The 14,826-nt window shown below is 52.8% G+C and carries 10 protein-coding genes, 1 other RNA gene and 1 other annotated feature; of the genes, 10 read left to right on the forward strand and 1 reads right to left on the reverse strand.

Annotation, left to right across the window (positions count from 1 at the left end; translation table 11 throughout):
• Nucleotides 1-148 precede the first annotated feature (148 nt).
• From ETR37_RS09315 to ETR37_RS09350, 9 genes are all read left to right on the forward strand, one after another.
• Complete coding sequence (locus ETR37_RS09315; protein WP_011232055.1) at nucleotides 149-2,347, forward strand: RelA/SpoT family protein; 2,199 nt, start codon at nucleotides 149-151, stop codon at nucleotides 2,345-2,347.
• Nucleotides 2,348-2,370: 23 nt separating this feature from the next.
• Nucleotides 2,371-2,829, forward strand: a complete 459-nt coding sequence (gene dtd / locus ETR37_RS09320) for a D-aminoacyl-tRNA deacylase (RefSeq protein ID WP_011232054.1) — start codon at nucleotides 2,371-2,373, stop codon at nucleotides 2,827-2,829.
• 81 nt (nucleotides 2,830-2,910) lie between these two features.
• On the forward strand, nucleotides 2,911-3,084 hold the full coding sequence (locus tag ETR37_RS19115; protein ID WP_020756192.1) for a hypothetical protein: 174 nt from the start codon (nucleotides 2,911-2,913) through the stop codon (nucleotides 3,082-3,084).
• A gap of 234 nt (nucleotides 3,085-3,318) precedes the next feature.
• Entirely contained in the window at nucleotides 3,319-3,882 is a 564-nt protein-coding gene (gene ahpC, locus ETR37_RS09325) for an alkyl hydroperoxide reductase subunit C (protein WP_011232052.1), read from the forward strand.
• A 14-nt stretch (nucleotides 3,883-3,896) separates the two neighbouring features.
• Nucleotides 3,897-5,426: an alkyl hydroperoxide reductase subunit F gene (gene ahpF, locus ETR37_RS09330; RefSeq protein ID WP_129447176.1), complete on the forward strand. Its 1,530-nt coding sequence runs from the start codon at nucleotides 3,897-3,899 to the stop codon at nucleotides 5,424-5,426.
• Nucleotides 5,427-5,741: 315 nt separating this feature from the next.
• Nucleotides 5,742-5,973 (forward strand) — a binding site (T-box leader).
• 45 nt (nucleotides 5,974-6,018) lie between these two features.
• Nucleotides 6,019-7,299: a histidine--tRNA ligase gene (gene hisS / locus ETR37_RS09335; protein WP_013524212.1), complete on the forward strand. Its 1,281-nt coding sequence runs from the start codon at nucleotides 6,019-6,021 to the stop codon at nucleotides 7,297-7,299.
• Between the two features lie 4 nt (nucleotides 7,300-7,303).
• The gene (gene aspS / locus ETR37_RS09340; RefSeq protein WP_129447177.1) at nucleotides 7,304-9,076 is read left to right on the forward strand and encodes an aspartate--tRNA ligase; all 1,773 of its coding nucleotides are present in this window, start codon (nucleotides 7,304-7,306) and stop codon (nucleotides 9,074-9,076) included.
• Nucleotides 9,077-9,151: 75 nt separating this feature from the next.
• Nucleotides 9,152-9,338, forward strand: a non-coding RNA gene (gene ssrS / locus ETR37_RS09345) — 6S RNA.
• 151 nt (nucleotides 9,339-9,489) lie between these two features.
• Nucleotides 9,490-10,254: a tRNA threonylcarbamoyladenosine dehydratase gene (locus ETR37_RS09350; RefSeq protein ID WP_020756171.1), complete on the forward strand. Its 765-nt coding sequence runs from the start codon at nucleotides 9,490-9,492 to the stop codon at nucleotides 10,252-10,254.
• A gap of 547 nt (nucleotides 10,255-10,801) precedes the next feature.
• Here ETR37_RS09350 and ETR37_RS09360 read toward each other — a convergent pair.
• Entirely contained in the window at nucleotides 10,802-11,452 is a 651-nt protein-coding gene (locus ETR37_RS09360; protein WP_033005212.1) for an RsfA family transcriptional regulator, read from the reverse strand.
• Nucleotides 11,453-11,633: 181 nt separating this feature from the next.
• Between ETR37_RS09360 and ETR37_RS09365 the strand changes: the two genes are divergently transcribed.
• Nucleotides 11,634-14,681, forward strand: coding sequence for an efflux RND transporter permease subunit (locus tag ETR37_RS09365; RefSeq protein WP_129447178.1), 3,048 nt, complete (start codon nucleotides 11,634-11,636; stop codon nucleotides 14,679-14,681).
• Nucleotides 14,682-14,826: the final 145 nt, after the last annotated feature.

Here is a 14,826-nt window from a genome sequence, read left to right on the forward strand (position 1 = left end):
ACAGTCGACATTGTTCGCATCTTCGGATACAATAAAGAAAAAAGGGGCACTCACACATGAGTGCTCTTTCTTATTAACCGTATGAACGCAACGGACCTCTGTGCTTTGCAGCTTCAATTTTAATCGATTAAAAAGGTGATTCAACCCTATGGCCAATGAACAAGTGCTGACAGCGGAGCAAGTGTTTGAACGAGCGAGCTGTTATTTGTCGGAACAAGACGTCGCCTTTTTGAAAAAGGCGTATGAGTTTGCCAAGCACGCCCATCGCGACCAATTTCGGAAATCGGGCGAACCATACATCATCCATCCGATTCAAGTCGCGGGCATTTTGGTGGACTTAAAGATGGATGCCACGACGATCGCCGCCGGGTTTTTGCATGATGTCATCGAAGACACCGAGGCGACAAAAGAAGACCTTGAGCGCGAGTTCGGCGCGGAAGTGGCGATGCTTGTCGACGGGGTGACGAAGCTTGGAAAAATTAAATATAAATCGCAGGAAGAACAGCAGGCGGAAAACCACCGGAAAATGTTTTTGGCCATGGCGCAAGATATCCGGGTCATTTTGATCAAGCTCGCCGACCGGCTGCACAATATGCGGACATTGAAACATTTGCCGGCCGAAAAACAGCGGCGCATTGCCAATGAGACGCTCGAAATTTTCGCTCCGCTCGCGCATCGGCTCGGCATTTCGAAAATCAAATGGGAGCTTGAGGATACGGCGCTTCGCTATTTAAACCCGCAGCAATATTACCGCATCGTCAATTTAATGAAGAAAAAGCGGGCTGAGCGCGAGCAATATTTGGAGGAAGTCATTCAAGAAGTGCGCGAACGGCTCAACGAAGTGCATATTCCTTGCGAAATTTCCGGGCGTCCGAAACATATTTACAGCATTTATCGTAAAATGGTGATGCAAAATAAACAGTTTAACGAAATTTACGATTTGCTCGCTGTCCGCATCATCGTCAACAGCATCAAAGACTGCTACGCTGTATTGGGGATTATTCATACATGTTGGAAACCGATGCCCGGGCGCTTTAAAGACTACATCGCCATGCCGAAGCCGAACATGTACCAATCGCTCCATACGACGGTGATCGGCCCAAAAGGCGAGCCGCTTGAGGTGCAAATCCGCACATTTGAAATGCACCAAATCGCCGAATTCGGGATTGCTGCCCACTGGGCGTACAAAGAAGGAAAGACGATCAAGCCGAACTCGTTTGAAGAAAAGCTGTCTTGGTTTCGGGAAATTTTGGAATGGCAAAACGACGCGAGCAATGCCGAAGAGTTCATGGAATCGCTCAAGATGGATTTGTTTTCCGACATGGTGTTCGTCTTCACGCCAAAGGGCGATGTCATCGAGCTGCCGGCCGGATCGGTGCCAATCGATTTCGCTTACCGCATCCATTCGGAAATCGGCAACAAGACGATCGGGGCGAAAGTGAACGGCAAAATGGTGCCGCTTGATTACAAGCTGCAAACGGGCGACATCGTCGAAATTTTAACTTCCAATCATTCGTACGGTCCGAGCCAAGACTGGCTGAAACTGGCGAAAACGTCGCAGGCGCGCAACAAAATCCGCCAGTTTTTCAAAAAGCAACGGCGCGAAGAAAACATCGAAAAAGGCAAAGAGATGGTCGAAAAAGAGGTGCGCAGCCTCGGCTTTGAGCCGAAAGAAGTGATGACGGCCGACAACGTAAAGCGCGTCGCCGAAAAGTTCAACTTCTCGAACGAAGACGATATGTATGCGGCAGTCGGCTATCATGGCATCACAGCGGCGCAAATCGCCCATCGGTTGACGGAAAAATGGCGAAAGCAGCGCGATCTCGAGGAACAGCAGCGCAAACTGGCCGAAGCGGTCTTCGAAGCCAAGCTGCCAGCTGGCAAAAAGCGCGACTGCGGCATTCGCGTCCAAGGAATGGACAACTTGCTCATCCGTTTGTCGCGCTGCTGCAACCCGGTGCCGGGCGATGAAATTATCGGCTTCATTACCCGCGGCCGCGGCATTTCCGTCCACCGCGCCGATTGCCCGAACGTCAAGACCGAAGAAGCGGCCGATCGGTTGATTGCCGTAGAATGGGAGAGCGGAGCAAACGGCGAGCGTGAATATAACGTGGACATTGAGATCACCGGATTTGACCGCCGCGGTTTGCTGAATGAGGTGCTGCAGGCGGTGAATGAAACGCGCACCGATATTTCCGCCGTCTCGGGACGCTCAGACCACCGACATAAAATTGCGACGATCCATATGACAATCGCCATTCATAATTTGAGCCACTTGCAAAAAGTCGTCGAACGAATCAAACAAATTCCCGACATTTATTCCGTCCAGCGCTTGATGAACAACTAAGGGCGGCGAAAGGAGGGATGCAAGTGAGAGCGGTCATCCAGCGGGCGAAAGAGGCAAAAGTCACCGTCGGCGGCGAAGTCGTTGGTGCCATTGATGCGGGTTTTGTCGTCCTTCTTGGCATCACGCATGAAGATACAGAAGACGATGCTGCCTATTTGGCTGAGAAAATCGCTCATTTGCGCGTTTTTGAAGATGAAGACGGAAAAATGAACCGCTCCTTGCTTGACGTCGGCGGGGCGGTGCTGTCGGTGTCGCAGTTCACCCTTTACGGCGACTGCCGAAAAGGCCGGCGCCCGAACTTTATGGCGGCGGCCAAGCCCGACCATGCCTTGCCGCTGTATGAGGCGTTCAACGCCGCTTTGCGCGAAAGAGGCGTTCATGTAGAAACCGGCGTATTCGGTGCGATGATGGACGTATCGCTCACAAACGACGGGCCAGTCACCTTGATCATCGACAGCAGCGAGAAACTGGGAAACAGATGAAGTTTCCCGGTTTCTTTTTTATTTTCGGCGAAAAATGGGAAAGATGAAAACAAGTGCGGCGATAGAGAAAGGAGGAGCGCGATGCGGCAAACCAAAAGAGGCGAGCAGGCGCACCGGACAAACGATGTGCTGTCCGTCGACTTTCACGAATGGGTGCGGCTCGAGGCCCAATATAGAGCGTTTGAGTTGGCATCCGAATTCGGTGTGGCGCCGAAAGACGTACAAATGTTGAAAAAACAGCAGCCCCGCCCGTAAACATGGCGAGTTGGAAGGAGCGCACGGGGCGTGTGGATGTTTCGTGGGCCTAGGCGGTGTGGCCGTTCAGACGAAACAGCTGCGAATGAGCGCTGCGCATCCGCTCAACACTGATCCAGCTCGGTAGAGGAAAAAATCCATTGCATATGTATTGACAAACATATGCCCCTATATGATAATAAGTATTGGTTTAAAATTATTATAAATTAACAGTCGCAGGAGGTAGATGAAGCAATGTCTTTGGTTGGGAAAAAAGTACAACCATTCCGTGCCCAAGCGTATCACAACGGCGAATTCATCGAAGTGACAGAGCAAGACTTCATGGGGAAATGGAGCATCGTTTGCTTCTATCCAGCGGACTTTACGTTCGTCTGCCCGACGGAGCTCGAAGATTTGCAAGATCACTACGCGACGTTTAAAGAACTTGGCGTGGAAGTGTACTCGGTTTCGACCGACACTCACTTTACTCATAAAGCATGGCACGATACATCGCCAGCCATCAGCAAAATCGAATACGTGATGATTGGCGATCCTTCGCATCAACTGTCGCGCATGTTTGATGTGCTCGATGAAGAACAAGGATTGGCGCAGCGCGGCACGTTCATCATCGATCCAGACGGCGTCATTCAAGCGGTGGAAATCAATGCGGACGGCATCGGCCGCAACGCCAGCACGCTGATTGATAAAATTAAAGCGGCCCAATATGTGCGCAACCATCCGGGTGAAGTCTGCCCGGCGAAATGGAAAGAAGGAGCGGAAACGCTGAAGCCAAGCCTAGACCTCGTCGGCAAAATTTAAGGGGGGCTTAGGCGATGCTGCTGGATGCTGACATCAAGGCGCAACTAGCCCAGTATTTGCAATTGCTTGAAAATGATATTGTCTTGACGGTAAGCGCGGGAGACGACAACGTTTCCCGCGATATGCTTGCTTTAATCGATGAATTAACGGCGATGTCGCCGAAAATCAAAGTGGAAAAAGCGAAGCTGGAACGAACGCCAAGCTTCAGCGTCAATCGGGTCGGCGAAAACACCGGCATCACCTTCGCCGGCGTGCCGCTCGGCCATGAATTTACGTCCCTCGTTTTGGCGCTGCTTCAAGTGAGCGGGCGGCCGCCGAAAGTCAGCCAAGACGTCGTGGACCGCATTCAACAAATCAGGGGCAAACATCATTTTGAAACGTACGTCAGCCTGACCTGCCACAACTGCCCGGACGTCGTGCAAGCGCTCAACATCATGAGCGTGTTAAACCCGAACATTTCGCATACGATGATCGACGGGGCGGCGTTTAAAGAAGAAGTGGAGCAAAAAGGGATTATGGCCGTACCGACGGTGTTTTTAAACGGCAAACTGTTCGCGAGCGGCCGCATGTCGCTTGAAGATATCCTCGCCAAATTAGGGAGTGCTCCGGACGCTTCTTCCTTCGCCGACAAAGAGCCGTTTGATGTGCTGGTGATCGGCGGCGGCCCTGCAGGTGCGACAGCAGCCATTTACGCAGCGCGCAAAGGCATTCGCACTGGCATTGTCGCGGAGCGCTTCGGCGGACAAATTTTAGATACGCTCGGCATTGAAAACTTTATCAGCGTCAAATATACGGAAGGACCGAAGCTTGCGGCCAGCATTGAAGAACATGTAAAGCAATACAACGTCGACATCATGAGCTCGCAGCGGGCAAAACGGCTCGAGAAAAAAGACTTGATTGAAGTCGAGCTGGAAAACGGCGCTGTGTTGAAAAGCAAAACCGTTGTCATCGCAACGGGCGCCCGTTGGCGCAACCTTGGCGTGCCGGGCGAGGAAGAGTTCAAAAACAAAGGGGTCGCCTATTGCCCGCACTGCGACGGCCCGCTGTTCGAAGGGAAGCACGTGGCGGTCATCGGCGGCGGGAACTCTGGAGTCGAAGCGGCGATTGACCTCGCTGGCATCGCCAGCCATGTGACGCTGCTGGAGTTCGCCCCTGAACTCAAGGCGGATGCTGTTTTGCAAGATCGTTTGTACAGCTTGCCGAACGTAACGGTGATTAAAAACGCGCAAACGACGGAAATCACCGGCACGGACAAAGTCAACGGCTTGACGTACATTGACCGGGAAACAGGAGAAGAACATCATATCGAATTGCAGGGCGTGTTCGTGCAAATCGGCCTTGTTCCGAACACCGAATGGTTGGAAGGAACGGTGGAACGGAATCGCTTCGGTGAAATCATTGTTGATAAACGCGGCGCAACGAACATTGAAGGCGTCTTTGCCGCAGGCGACTGCACGGACAGCGCCTATAAGCAAATTATTATCTCGATGGGCTCGGGTGCAACCGCGGCGTTAAGCGCGTTTGATTATTTGATTCGCCATTAAGAGGGCCGAAGGTGGACCGCCTCTTCGATCCCATGGAGGGGCGGTTCAACGAGTCGGCTCTCTTTTTTTAACATCTTTCCGAAAGAAGTCTCCCACTTTGAAGCGAAGTGAAAGTGGGAGATGAATGTCGGTTGGCGTCAGCCNNAAGCCCCCATCTCTAAGCGAAGCGTAGGTGGTGGGTAGTTCACACAAGGTGAAAAATGTGATGAGACATCAAAGTTTTTCTCTTTGCGAAAAACCATGGATCACACCGCTAGGACAACTTGACAAACGGCCGAGATTGTCCGTAATATAAAATTACATCTTTCTCATACGGAACAACCGATGATGGAGAAAAGTAGTTAAGGCCCACATGGCCAGAGAGGAAACGCCCAAGGCTGCGAGCGTTTCTCCATGATGGCTTAACGAAAGACACTCCGTAGGTTTCCTTTTGAACGCACTTTGCGCCAGTAAAAAGGAACGCGCGTCATGCGTTAATGGCGACAAGCGGAAGCCGGATCGGCTTCAATTAGGGTGGCACCGCGGGAATCACGCTCTCGTCCCTATCGATGACAGGGACAAGGGCGTTTTATTTTGGCAAAGGAGGATGAGCATGGCTTTTCAAATTCCAAGAGGGACGCAAGATGTGCTGCCAGGGGACACGGAAAAATGGCAATATGTCGAACATGTCGCCCGCAACCTTTGCAGCCGATATGGGTATCGGGAAATCCGGACGCCGATTTTTGAACATACGGAGCTTTTTTTGCGCGGCGTGGGGGATACAACGGACATTGTGCAAAAAGAAATGTACACGTTCGAAGACAAAGGGGGGCGCGCGCTGACGCTCCGCCCGGAAGGCACGGCGCCGGTTGTCAGAGCGTTTGTCGAGCATAAGCTGTACGGCAGTCCGCACCAGCCGCTGAAACTGTATTACAGCGGGCCGATGTTTCGCTACGAGCGGCCGGAAGCGGGACGGTTCCGCCAGTTCGTCCAGTTCGGCGTCGAGGCGCTCGGCAGCAGCGATCCGGCGATTGACGCCGAGGTGATGGCGCTAGCGATGCATATTTACGAAGCGCTTGGCTTAAAACGGATCCGGCTTGTCATCAACAGCTTGGGCGACCTTGACAGCCGCCGGGCGCACCGAGAGGCGCTTGTTCGCCATTTTTCAAGCCGCATCCACGAGCTGTGCCCGGACTGCCAGACGAGGCTTCATACGAATCCGCTCCGCATTCTCGACTGCAAAAAAGACCGCGATCATGAGCTGATGGCGACGGCGCCGTCGATTTTGGATTATTTGAACGAAGACTCGCGTGCTTATTTTGAAAAAGTCAAACAATATTTAACTAACCTTGGCATTCCGTTTGTCATTGATTCGCGTCTTGTGCGCGGACTTGATTACTACAATCATACGACGTTCGAAATTATGAGCGAAGCGGAAGGATTTGGCGCGGCGGCGACGCTGTGCGGCGGCGGGCGTTACAACGGGCTTGTCCAAGAAATCGGCGGTCCGGAGACGCCGGGCATCGGCTTTGCCTTGAGCATCGAGCGGCTGTTGGCCGCCCTTGACGCCGAAGGTGTGGAATTGCCGGTGGAGAGCGGGCTTGACTGCTATGTCGTCGCTGTCGGTGAGCGGGCGAAAGATGAGGCGGTCCGCCTCGTTTATGCATTGCGCCGCTCCGGATTGAGGGTCGATCAAGATTATTTGGGCCGAAAATTGAAGGCGCAGCTGAAGGCCGCCGACCGGCTTGGGGCATCGTTTGTCGCCATTATCGGCGATGAAGAACTCGAGAGACAGGAAGCGGCGGTAAAGCATATGGCGAGCGGCGAGCAAACGAATGTACCGCTCGGCGAGTTGGCGCACTTTTTGCATGAACGGATCGGGAAGGAGGAGTGAGCGAATGGAACGCACATATTATTGCGGAGAAGTGCCGGAAACGGCCGTCGGCGAGCGCGTCGTGCTCAAAGGCTGGGTGCAAAAGCGCCGCGACTTAGGCGGCCTCATTTTCATTGACTTGCGCGACCGAACGGGCATCGTCCAAGTTGTCGCCAGCCCGGACGTGTCGGCTGAAGCGCTGGCGGCAGCGGAGCGCGTGCGGAGCGAATACGTTTTAAGCGTCGAAGGAACGGTCGTCGCCCGCGCGCCCGAGACGGTCAATCCGAACATCGCGACCGGCCGCATTGAAATTCAGGCGGAACGAATCGAGATCATCAACGAGGCAAAAACGCCGCCGTTTTCGATTTCCGATGACACGGATGCGGCGGAAGACGTGCGCTTAAAATATCGGTATTTGGATTTGCGCCGCCCAGTCATGTTTCAAACACTGGCGCTTCGCCACAAAATCACAAAGACGGTGCGCGACTTTTTGGATAGCGAACGCTTTTTGGAAATTGAAACGCCGATGTTGACGAAAAGCACGCCGGAAGGGGCGCGTGACTATTTGGTGCCAAGCCGCGTCCATCCGGGCGAATTTTACGCCTTGCCGCAGTCACCGCAAATTTTTAAGCAGCTGCTCATGGTCGGCGGCGTGGAACGGTACTACCAAATCGCCCGTTGCTTCCGTGACGAGGATTTGCGCGCCGACCGCCAGCCGGAATTTACGCAAATCGACATCGAAATGTCGTTTATCGAACAAGAGGATATTATCGATTTAACCGAACGGATGATGGCTGCCGTCGTGAAAGCGGCAAAAGGGATCGACATCCCGCGCCCGTTTCCGCGCATCACGTATGACGAGGCGATGAGCCGCTACGGCTCGGACAAGCCGGATATACGCTTTGGCCTCGAGCTCGTCGACGTATCGGAAATCGTTCGTGATTCAGCGTTTCAAGTGTTCGCCCGCGCCGTCAAAGAAGGAGGCCAAGTGAAGGCGATCAACGCGAAAGGCGCTGCCCCTCGCTATTCGCGTAAAGATATTGACGCCTTAGGAGAATTTGCCGGCCGCTACGGGGCGAAAGGGCTCGCCTGGCTGAAAGCGGAAGGCGAAGAGCTGAAAGGACCGATCGCCAAGTTTTTCACCGATGAGGAACAGGCGGCGCTGCGTCGAGCGCTTGCTGTCGAAGACGGAGATTTGCTTTTGTTTGTCGCCGACGAAAAAGCGATCGTCGCCGCGGCGCTCGGCGCGTTGCGGCTGAAGCTTGGCAAGGAGCTCGGCTTGATCGACGAAGCGAAGCTCGCGTTTTTGTGGGTGACGGATTGGCCGCTTTTGGAGTATGACGAAGAAGAAGGGCGCTATTACGCCGCTCACCATCCGTTTACGATGCCGGTGCGCGACGACATTCCGCTGTTGGAGACAAACCCGGGCGCCGTCCGCGCGCAGGCGTACGACCTCGTCTTAAATGGCTATGAGCTTGGCGGCGGCTCGCTCCGCATTTTCGAGCGGGACGTGCAAGAAAAAATGTTCCGCGCCTTAGGGTTCAGCGAAGAAGAAGCGCGCCGTCAGTTCGGATTCTTGCTTGAGGCGTTTGAATACGGCACTCCGCCGCACGGCGGCATTGCGCTTGGCCTTGACCGGCTGGTGATGTTGCTCGCTGGGCGCACGAACTTGCGCGATACGATCGCGTTTCCGAAAACGGCGAGCGCGAGCTGCTTGCTTACCGAAGCGCCGGGGCCGGTCAGCGACAAGCAGCTCGAGGAGCTGCACTTGGCGGTTGTGCTTCCGGAAAACGAGTGACAGCGGCATCTGAAAAAGAAACGTTGGCAATAGGTGTTCACAAAGGCTGAAAAATGTGTTACAATCAAACTAACAACCGTCCTAATGTGTTCGTCGGATCACTGATCGTTTTGACCGAACAGTTTATGATCCGGGAGCTCGGGGTTTCCAAGCGGCGTGCACGCCTCTTCGTCACAGGGGAAGCGCAAACCTTGGAACAGGGCACCCACCTATGGGAGAGCGGGTTCAAAACGAAGGCATCGACGGCACGATTGGGACTGGCAACAGTAAGGAATCAACAACATTTCCCCTATGCGGATGGCCGCGTAGGGGTTTTGTTTTGCCAGCAAAATGCCGTTGCCTCTTTTGCTGTCTTGATGGTAGGATAAAAAGCGGCATAAACACCAATTTTGGAGCAAACGGAGAGGAGAACGATGCTGCATCAATTTTCCCGCAATGAACTCGCGATTGGCCCTGAAGGGTTGGAACGCTTAAAAAACGCCACCGTCGCCGTCCTTGGCGTCGGCGGCGTGGGGTCGTTCGCCGTCGAGGCGCTCGCCCGTTCCGGCATTGGCCGCTTGGTGCTTGTTGATCGCGATAACGTCGATATCACCAACATCAACCGGCAAATCCATGCGTTGCTCTCGACCATCGGGCGTCCGAAAGTGGAGCTCATGAAAGAGCGCATCGCCGACATCAACCCGGCGTGCGAGGTGATCGCTTTGCAAATGTTTTATACGGAAGAGACGTATGAGCAATTTTTCGCCTATGATCTGGATTTTGTCATCGATGCGTCCGACACGATTGTGTACAAAGTGCATTTGATGAAACAATGCCTCAAGCGCGGCATTCCGATCATCTCCAGCATGGGTGCGGCGAACAAAATGGATCCGACCCGGTTCCGCATTGCCGATATTTCGAAAACACACACCGATCCGATCGCGAAAGTCATCCGCGCCAAGCTGCGCAAAGAAGGGATCCGCCGCGGCATTCCGGTCGTCTTTTCCGACGAGAAGCCGGTGAAAATCCGCGAAGATGTCCGCCAGGTTGTCGGCAATGACGCTTCGCCGATCCGCAAGGCGAAAATGCCGCCGTCTTCGAATGCTTTCGTTCCATCAGTTGCCGGGCTCATTATGGCTTCCTACGTGATAAATCGTCTATTAGAGGGAATTCCTATAAGGCGCGTTGGCGACGATTGAACTCTTCCACCTTCATCCTATTTCGCGCAGGAGACTCCCACTTCAACGACCAAAGGGAGGAAGTGGGAGAGGAATGCGCGTTCCCCCTTTCTTTTGTGGTATGATAGAATAAAGACGTGGAGAAAACCGTTCAATAAAGGCACTCCAATAACGGCTGCTCGATGGATGGAGTTGGTTGCAGGAAACGTTGCAACCGTCAAATATCGAGCGTAGGTCTGTCTGTTGTGTGTGGAAGCCAAGTACTGCCAACAGACACACCGAGAGAATCGGTAACGATGCAGGCATGACCTGCGTCGTTGGGCAGCTGTCAACCTGCCCCCTGATGCAACCCCAAGTCAAGGAAGGAGGACGAAGTCCGCTCGCACTTCTGGGGAGTGGCAAGCCCCCACTTCAAGCGTGAGCGAAGTGGGGGTAGTTGACTTCGAACAAAATGGGAAGGCGAAGGTTCCTGTAAACATCCGGTGCATTCACCGGTTTGTTGCGGGCGCTGTCCGTCGTTCCAGCGGTGAAAACGTGTCCCGATACTTTGTTGGGGCACCTTCTTTTTTTATGAATGGGCGAGCGATTCGTTCGATCCGTTCGCCTCGGCGGCAAACAGCTCGGCAAGAGAGAAGCGGTCGCCTTCTTCGGAAGCGAGCTGGCGGGCGCGAGCCATGATTTTCACGAGCGCCTCATAATCTTCTTGCACGGTGGTCTGCCTCGTTTCAAGGCGTTCGAGTTTTTGAGCAAGCTGTTCGTTCCGCGCCTGCCATTCCGCCCGCTCGCGTTTCAGGCGCTCGTTGTCTTGGCGGATCGCTTCCATCTCCTCGATGCCGCGCCGCAATGTTTGCAAAAATGAAATGCACTGCTCCAGTGTCAATGGGGCTGCCGGGAGAAAAGGCGATGACCCTTCGGCGCCGTCCCGTTCTCCAGAAGGACTCCAAGCAGCAACCGTATTGTCTTTTTGCCACTTTTTCATCATTTCGAGCGCCCGTTTCCGTTCTTTCCGCTGCTTTTTTGCCTGTTCGATCGCCTCAACGTACCGTTTGCGCACCTCGGCGTTCCAACGGAATCCGCATGCTGCCGCTGTGCGGTGCAGTTGTCTCCCAACGACTTCAAAAGCGGCAAGTTGCGTTTTTCCTTCGCGTATATATTGCAGCACCGTTTCAGCCAACAGTACATCTTCTTCATGTGACCAAGCATCCTGTCTTGTTTTCATGTTGTCCACCCCATCAAATGGTAATGTTGATATGGTCATAGTTTTTCCGTTTGATTTCCACTTTAAACTTCGCCCTTTTCATTTTTCCCATTTTCATGTATCATAGAAATAGTTTTGTATGACCGGTCAGTTCAAAATAATTAGACTGATTGGTCAAAATCGTGGGATGAGAGGTGGCATGATGACGTTTTTGACTAGGTTCAGTTTGAAAAATGCGGCAGCTGTGTTTGTATGTTCGTTTTTGCTCATGTTTCTAGGACTGTATTCCTTCTCCTCCTTGAAGGTCGATTTGCTGCCGAACATTGAATTTCCCCAGTTGTCGATTGAAGCGGTCTATCCTGGGGCTTCTCCGCAAGACGTGAATGAGGAGGTCACGGCCAAGCTCGAGGAAAAACTGAAGTCCCTTGACGGGCTTAAGCAAATGCAGAGTTCTTCCTATGAAGGAATGGCTGTTATCAATCTTGAATTCCCGTTTCGGACAGATATGGAGAAAATGGAGCGGCAGGTCGAATCGCTCATTGATAAGGCAGGATTGCCCGATCATGTCCAAACGGAAGTCAATCGGTTTTCATTCGGTTCCATCCCGGTTTTCAACATTTCCTTGTTTGCCAAAAACGAAACCGATCTGCAAACGTTGCTGGAAACCGAAGTGATTCCAGAATTGAATAAAATCGACGGGGTGAATTCCGTTTCGATCGGTGGAGACAGCGAGCGCCTCATCCGGATCACAGTCGATCGGAAAAAGGCCGCTCAGGCGGGATTGACCTTGTCAGAGATTAAAAACCAAATCAATGAAAAGGTGTTGGCGTTCCCGGCTGGAACGTTGCAAACCGATACATGGCAAATTCCGGTTCGCGTCGAGGAAAAATTGAACACCATCCATGAGTTGAAAAATCTGAAACTCGTGCCGACAGCTGTTCCTATGGCGGCGAATGGATTGCAGCGCGTCTCTCCCGTGAAGCTTGGGGATATTGCGACGATTGAGGAAGTCAACGAGCAAAGCGAATTCACCCGCTATAATTTGAAGCCATCGCTGTCGATGGCCGTGACGAAAAAACAAGATGCCAATACGATTGAAGTGGCAGACCAAGTGATCAACGTGCTGAATTCCTACAAACATCAGTTTGATTATTCCATCGGGTTTGATTCGTCAGCTGGCATCAAACAATCCGTTGAATCGCTTGTCCGTGAAGGGCTGCTCGGGGCGCTGTTCGCTTCGTTGGCCGTCTTGCTCTTTTTGCGCAACGTTCGGGCGACTGTGATTGCCATCGTCTCGATTCCGCTCTCGCTGCTTGTATCGGCCATTTTTCTCAATCGTATGGATATTACCCTCAATGTCATGACGCTTGGCGGCATGGCCGTCGCCGTCGGCCGAGTCGTGGATGACAGCATTGTCGTGATCGAAAATATTTTCCGCCGCGTCCGCCGGGAGAAAACAGGCATGAGCGATGATTTAGTCGAGCAATCAACGAAAGAAATTGTCAAAGCGATTGTGTCCTCGACCATCACAACGGTTGTCGTCTTTTTGCCTCTCGGGCTTGTTGGGGGCATTACAGGGGAATTTTTCCTGCCTTTTGCCTTGACGATTACGTTTGCCCTGTTGGCCTCTTTGTTGGTGGCCGTGACGGTTGTGCCGATTTTAGCGAAATTTTCGTTCCGCCGTGTGCCGCCAGAGGAAAAAGAAGGAGCGCTTCAGCGTCTGTATGGCCGAATCATTGAATGGGCGCTCAACCATAAAGCGATTGTCTTTGTGTTGTCGGTTGTGCTATTGGTTGGTTCATTGGCGCTCGTGCCGAAACTTGGATTTACGTTTTTGCCGAACGAAGAGCAGAAAACGCTGGTGGCGAGCATTGAACTGCCGGCTTCCACATCGGTGGTCAAAACGAATGATGTGTCGTTGGAGATGGAAAAGATGTTTTTAAAACGAAGCGATGTCGAGAGCGTCACCGCCGCAGTGGGAAGCCGCGATTTCCGCACAGGATTGAAACGGCCCAATCAAGCCAGCTATTATATTCTATTAAAGGACAGCGCTGACACCGCGAAAACCGTGGCCGTTCTCGAAAAAGAAATGCGCCGCATCGCCAATCAGCTCGCGCCCGGGGCCAAAGTGGGCGTGCAAGAGATGTCGAGCGGAGGGCCGCCAACGAATAATAACGTGAATATTGACTTATACTCCAATGACTTGGAGGCGCTCCAAACAGCAGCCAAACAGGTCGAGACGTATTTAAAACAACGCGATGATGTCAAAGATGTGACGAATAACTTGACGGAAAAGCAAAAACAAGTGATTGTCGCCATTGATCCGGAAAAGGCGGCCGCTTATGGCGTTTCGGGCATGCAATTGCTCGGGGCGGTGGCCGATGCAACCAAACCGGTCGATGTAGGGACGCTGAAACTCGGCGGCAAGGATGAGCAAGTCGAACTTTCGTATGATGAAACGTTGGGATCGATCGATGAGTTGAAAGAGCTTCCGATCGTGACGAGAAACGGAGTGATTCCACTTTCAGCTGTCGCCGAAGTGAAAGAGGCGGACGTGTATACGTCCATTCAAAAGCTGGACGGAAAAGTGTTTGCCCGCGTATCCGCCCAGATTGTCGGCGACAACATTCAGAAAGTCACGAATGATATTTCGAAACATGTAAATGATTTGAAGATCCCATCCGATGTCACAGTGAAAACGGGCGGCGGAAGCGATGAGACGGTGCAGACGTTCCGCGAGCTCGGTGTGGCCATGGCGGCGGCCATCGGGCTTGTGTATTTGACGATGCTGATTACATTTGGCAAAGTGCGGGTGCCGCTGATCATTTTATCTTCCCTTTTGTTTGTTCCCATCGGTTCGCTGTTTGCTTTGTATGTGGCCGATGAGCCGCTTTCCATCAGCGTCATGATCGGCTTGTTGATGCTCATTGGCATCGTGACGACCAATGCGATCGTGCTGGTGGATCGAATCGGGCAAAACCGCGAACAAAAACGGATGACGGTGCGAAGCGCCATCATTGAAGCCGGCAAAACACGGCTGCGGCCGATTTTAATGACAGCCTTTGCGACTGTGACAGCGCTCATTCCGCTTGCGCTGACGAATGAGGCCGGCACGTTGATTTCGAAAGGGCTGGCCATCACTGTCATCGGCGGCCTGACGTCGTCGACGTTATTGACGCTTGTGTTCATTCCTGCGATGTATGAGGCGTTTTTCTTCCGGACGGCAAAACGCGAACCGATGGCAAAATGACAGGGCTGGATGGCCGGATAACGGGCCGTCCGGCATTTTTTTTCATGGCAAGATCGACTATAATGGACATGAAGAAGGAGTAAGGAAGGAGAAAACATTGGGACGGAAAGAGGACATCATTGAAACGGCGATGAAATTATTCGCC

The sequence above is a fragment of the Geobacillus sp. PK12 genome (assembly GCF_004123125.1).
GTDB lineage: Bacteria > Bacillota > Bacilli > Bacillales > Anoxybacillaceae > Geobacillus > Geobacillus zalihae.

Excerpts from the sequence above, each read along its gene's own strand:
- ahpF (WP_129447176.1), top strand. The coding sequence starts at position 3,897 with ATGCTGCTGGATGCTGACATCAAGGCGCAACTAGCCCAGTATTTGCAA.
- ahpC (WP_011232052.1), top strand. The coding sequence starts at position 3,319 with ATGTCTTTGGTTGGGAAAAAAGTACAACCATTCCGTGCCCAAGCGTAT.
- aspS (WP_129447177.1), top strand. The coding sequence starts at position 7,304 with ATGGAACGCACATATTATTGCGGAGAAGTGCCGGAAACGGCCGTCGGC.
- ETR37_RS09360 (WP_033005212.1), bottom strand. The coding sequence starts at position 11,452 with ATGAAAACAAGACAGGATGCTTGGTCACATGAAGAAGATGTACTGTTG.
- ETR37_RS09350 (WP_020756171.1), top strand. The coding sequence starts at position 9,490 with ATGCTGCATCAATTTTCCCGCAATGAACTCGCGATTGGCCCTGAAGGG.
- hisS (WP_013524212.1), top strand. The coding sequence starts at position 6,019 with ATGGCTTTTCAAATTCCAAGAGGGACGCAAGATGTGCTGCCAGGGGAC.
- ETR37_RS09315 (WP_011232055.1), top strand. The coding sequence starts at position 149 with ATGGCCAATGAACAAGTGCTGACAGCGGAGCAAGTGTTTGAACGAGCG.
- ETR37_RS09365 (WP_129447178.1), top strand. The coding sequence starts at position 11,634 with ATGACGTTTTTGACTAGGTTCAGTTTGAAAAATGCGGCAGCTGTGTTT.
- ETR37_RS19115 (WP_020756192.1), top strand. The coding sequence starts at position 2,911 with ATGCGGCAAACCAAAAGAGGCGAGCAGGCGCACCGGACAAACGATGTG.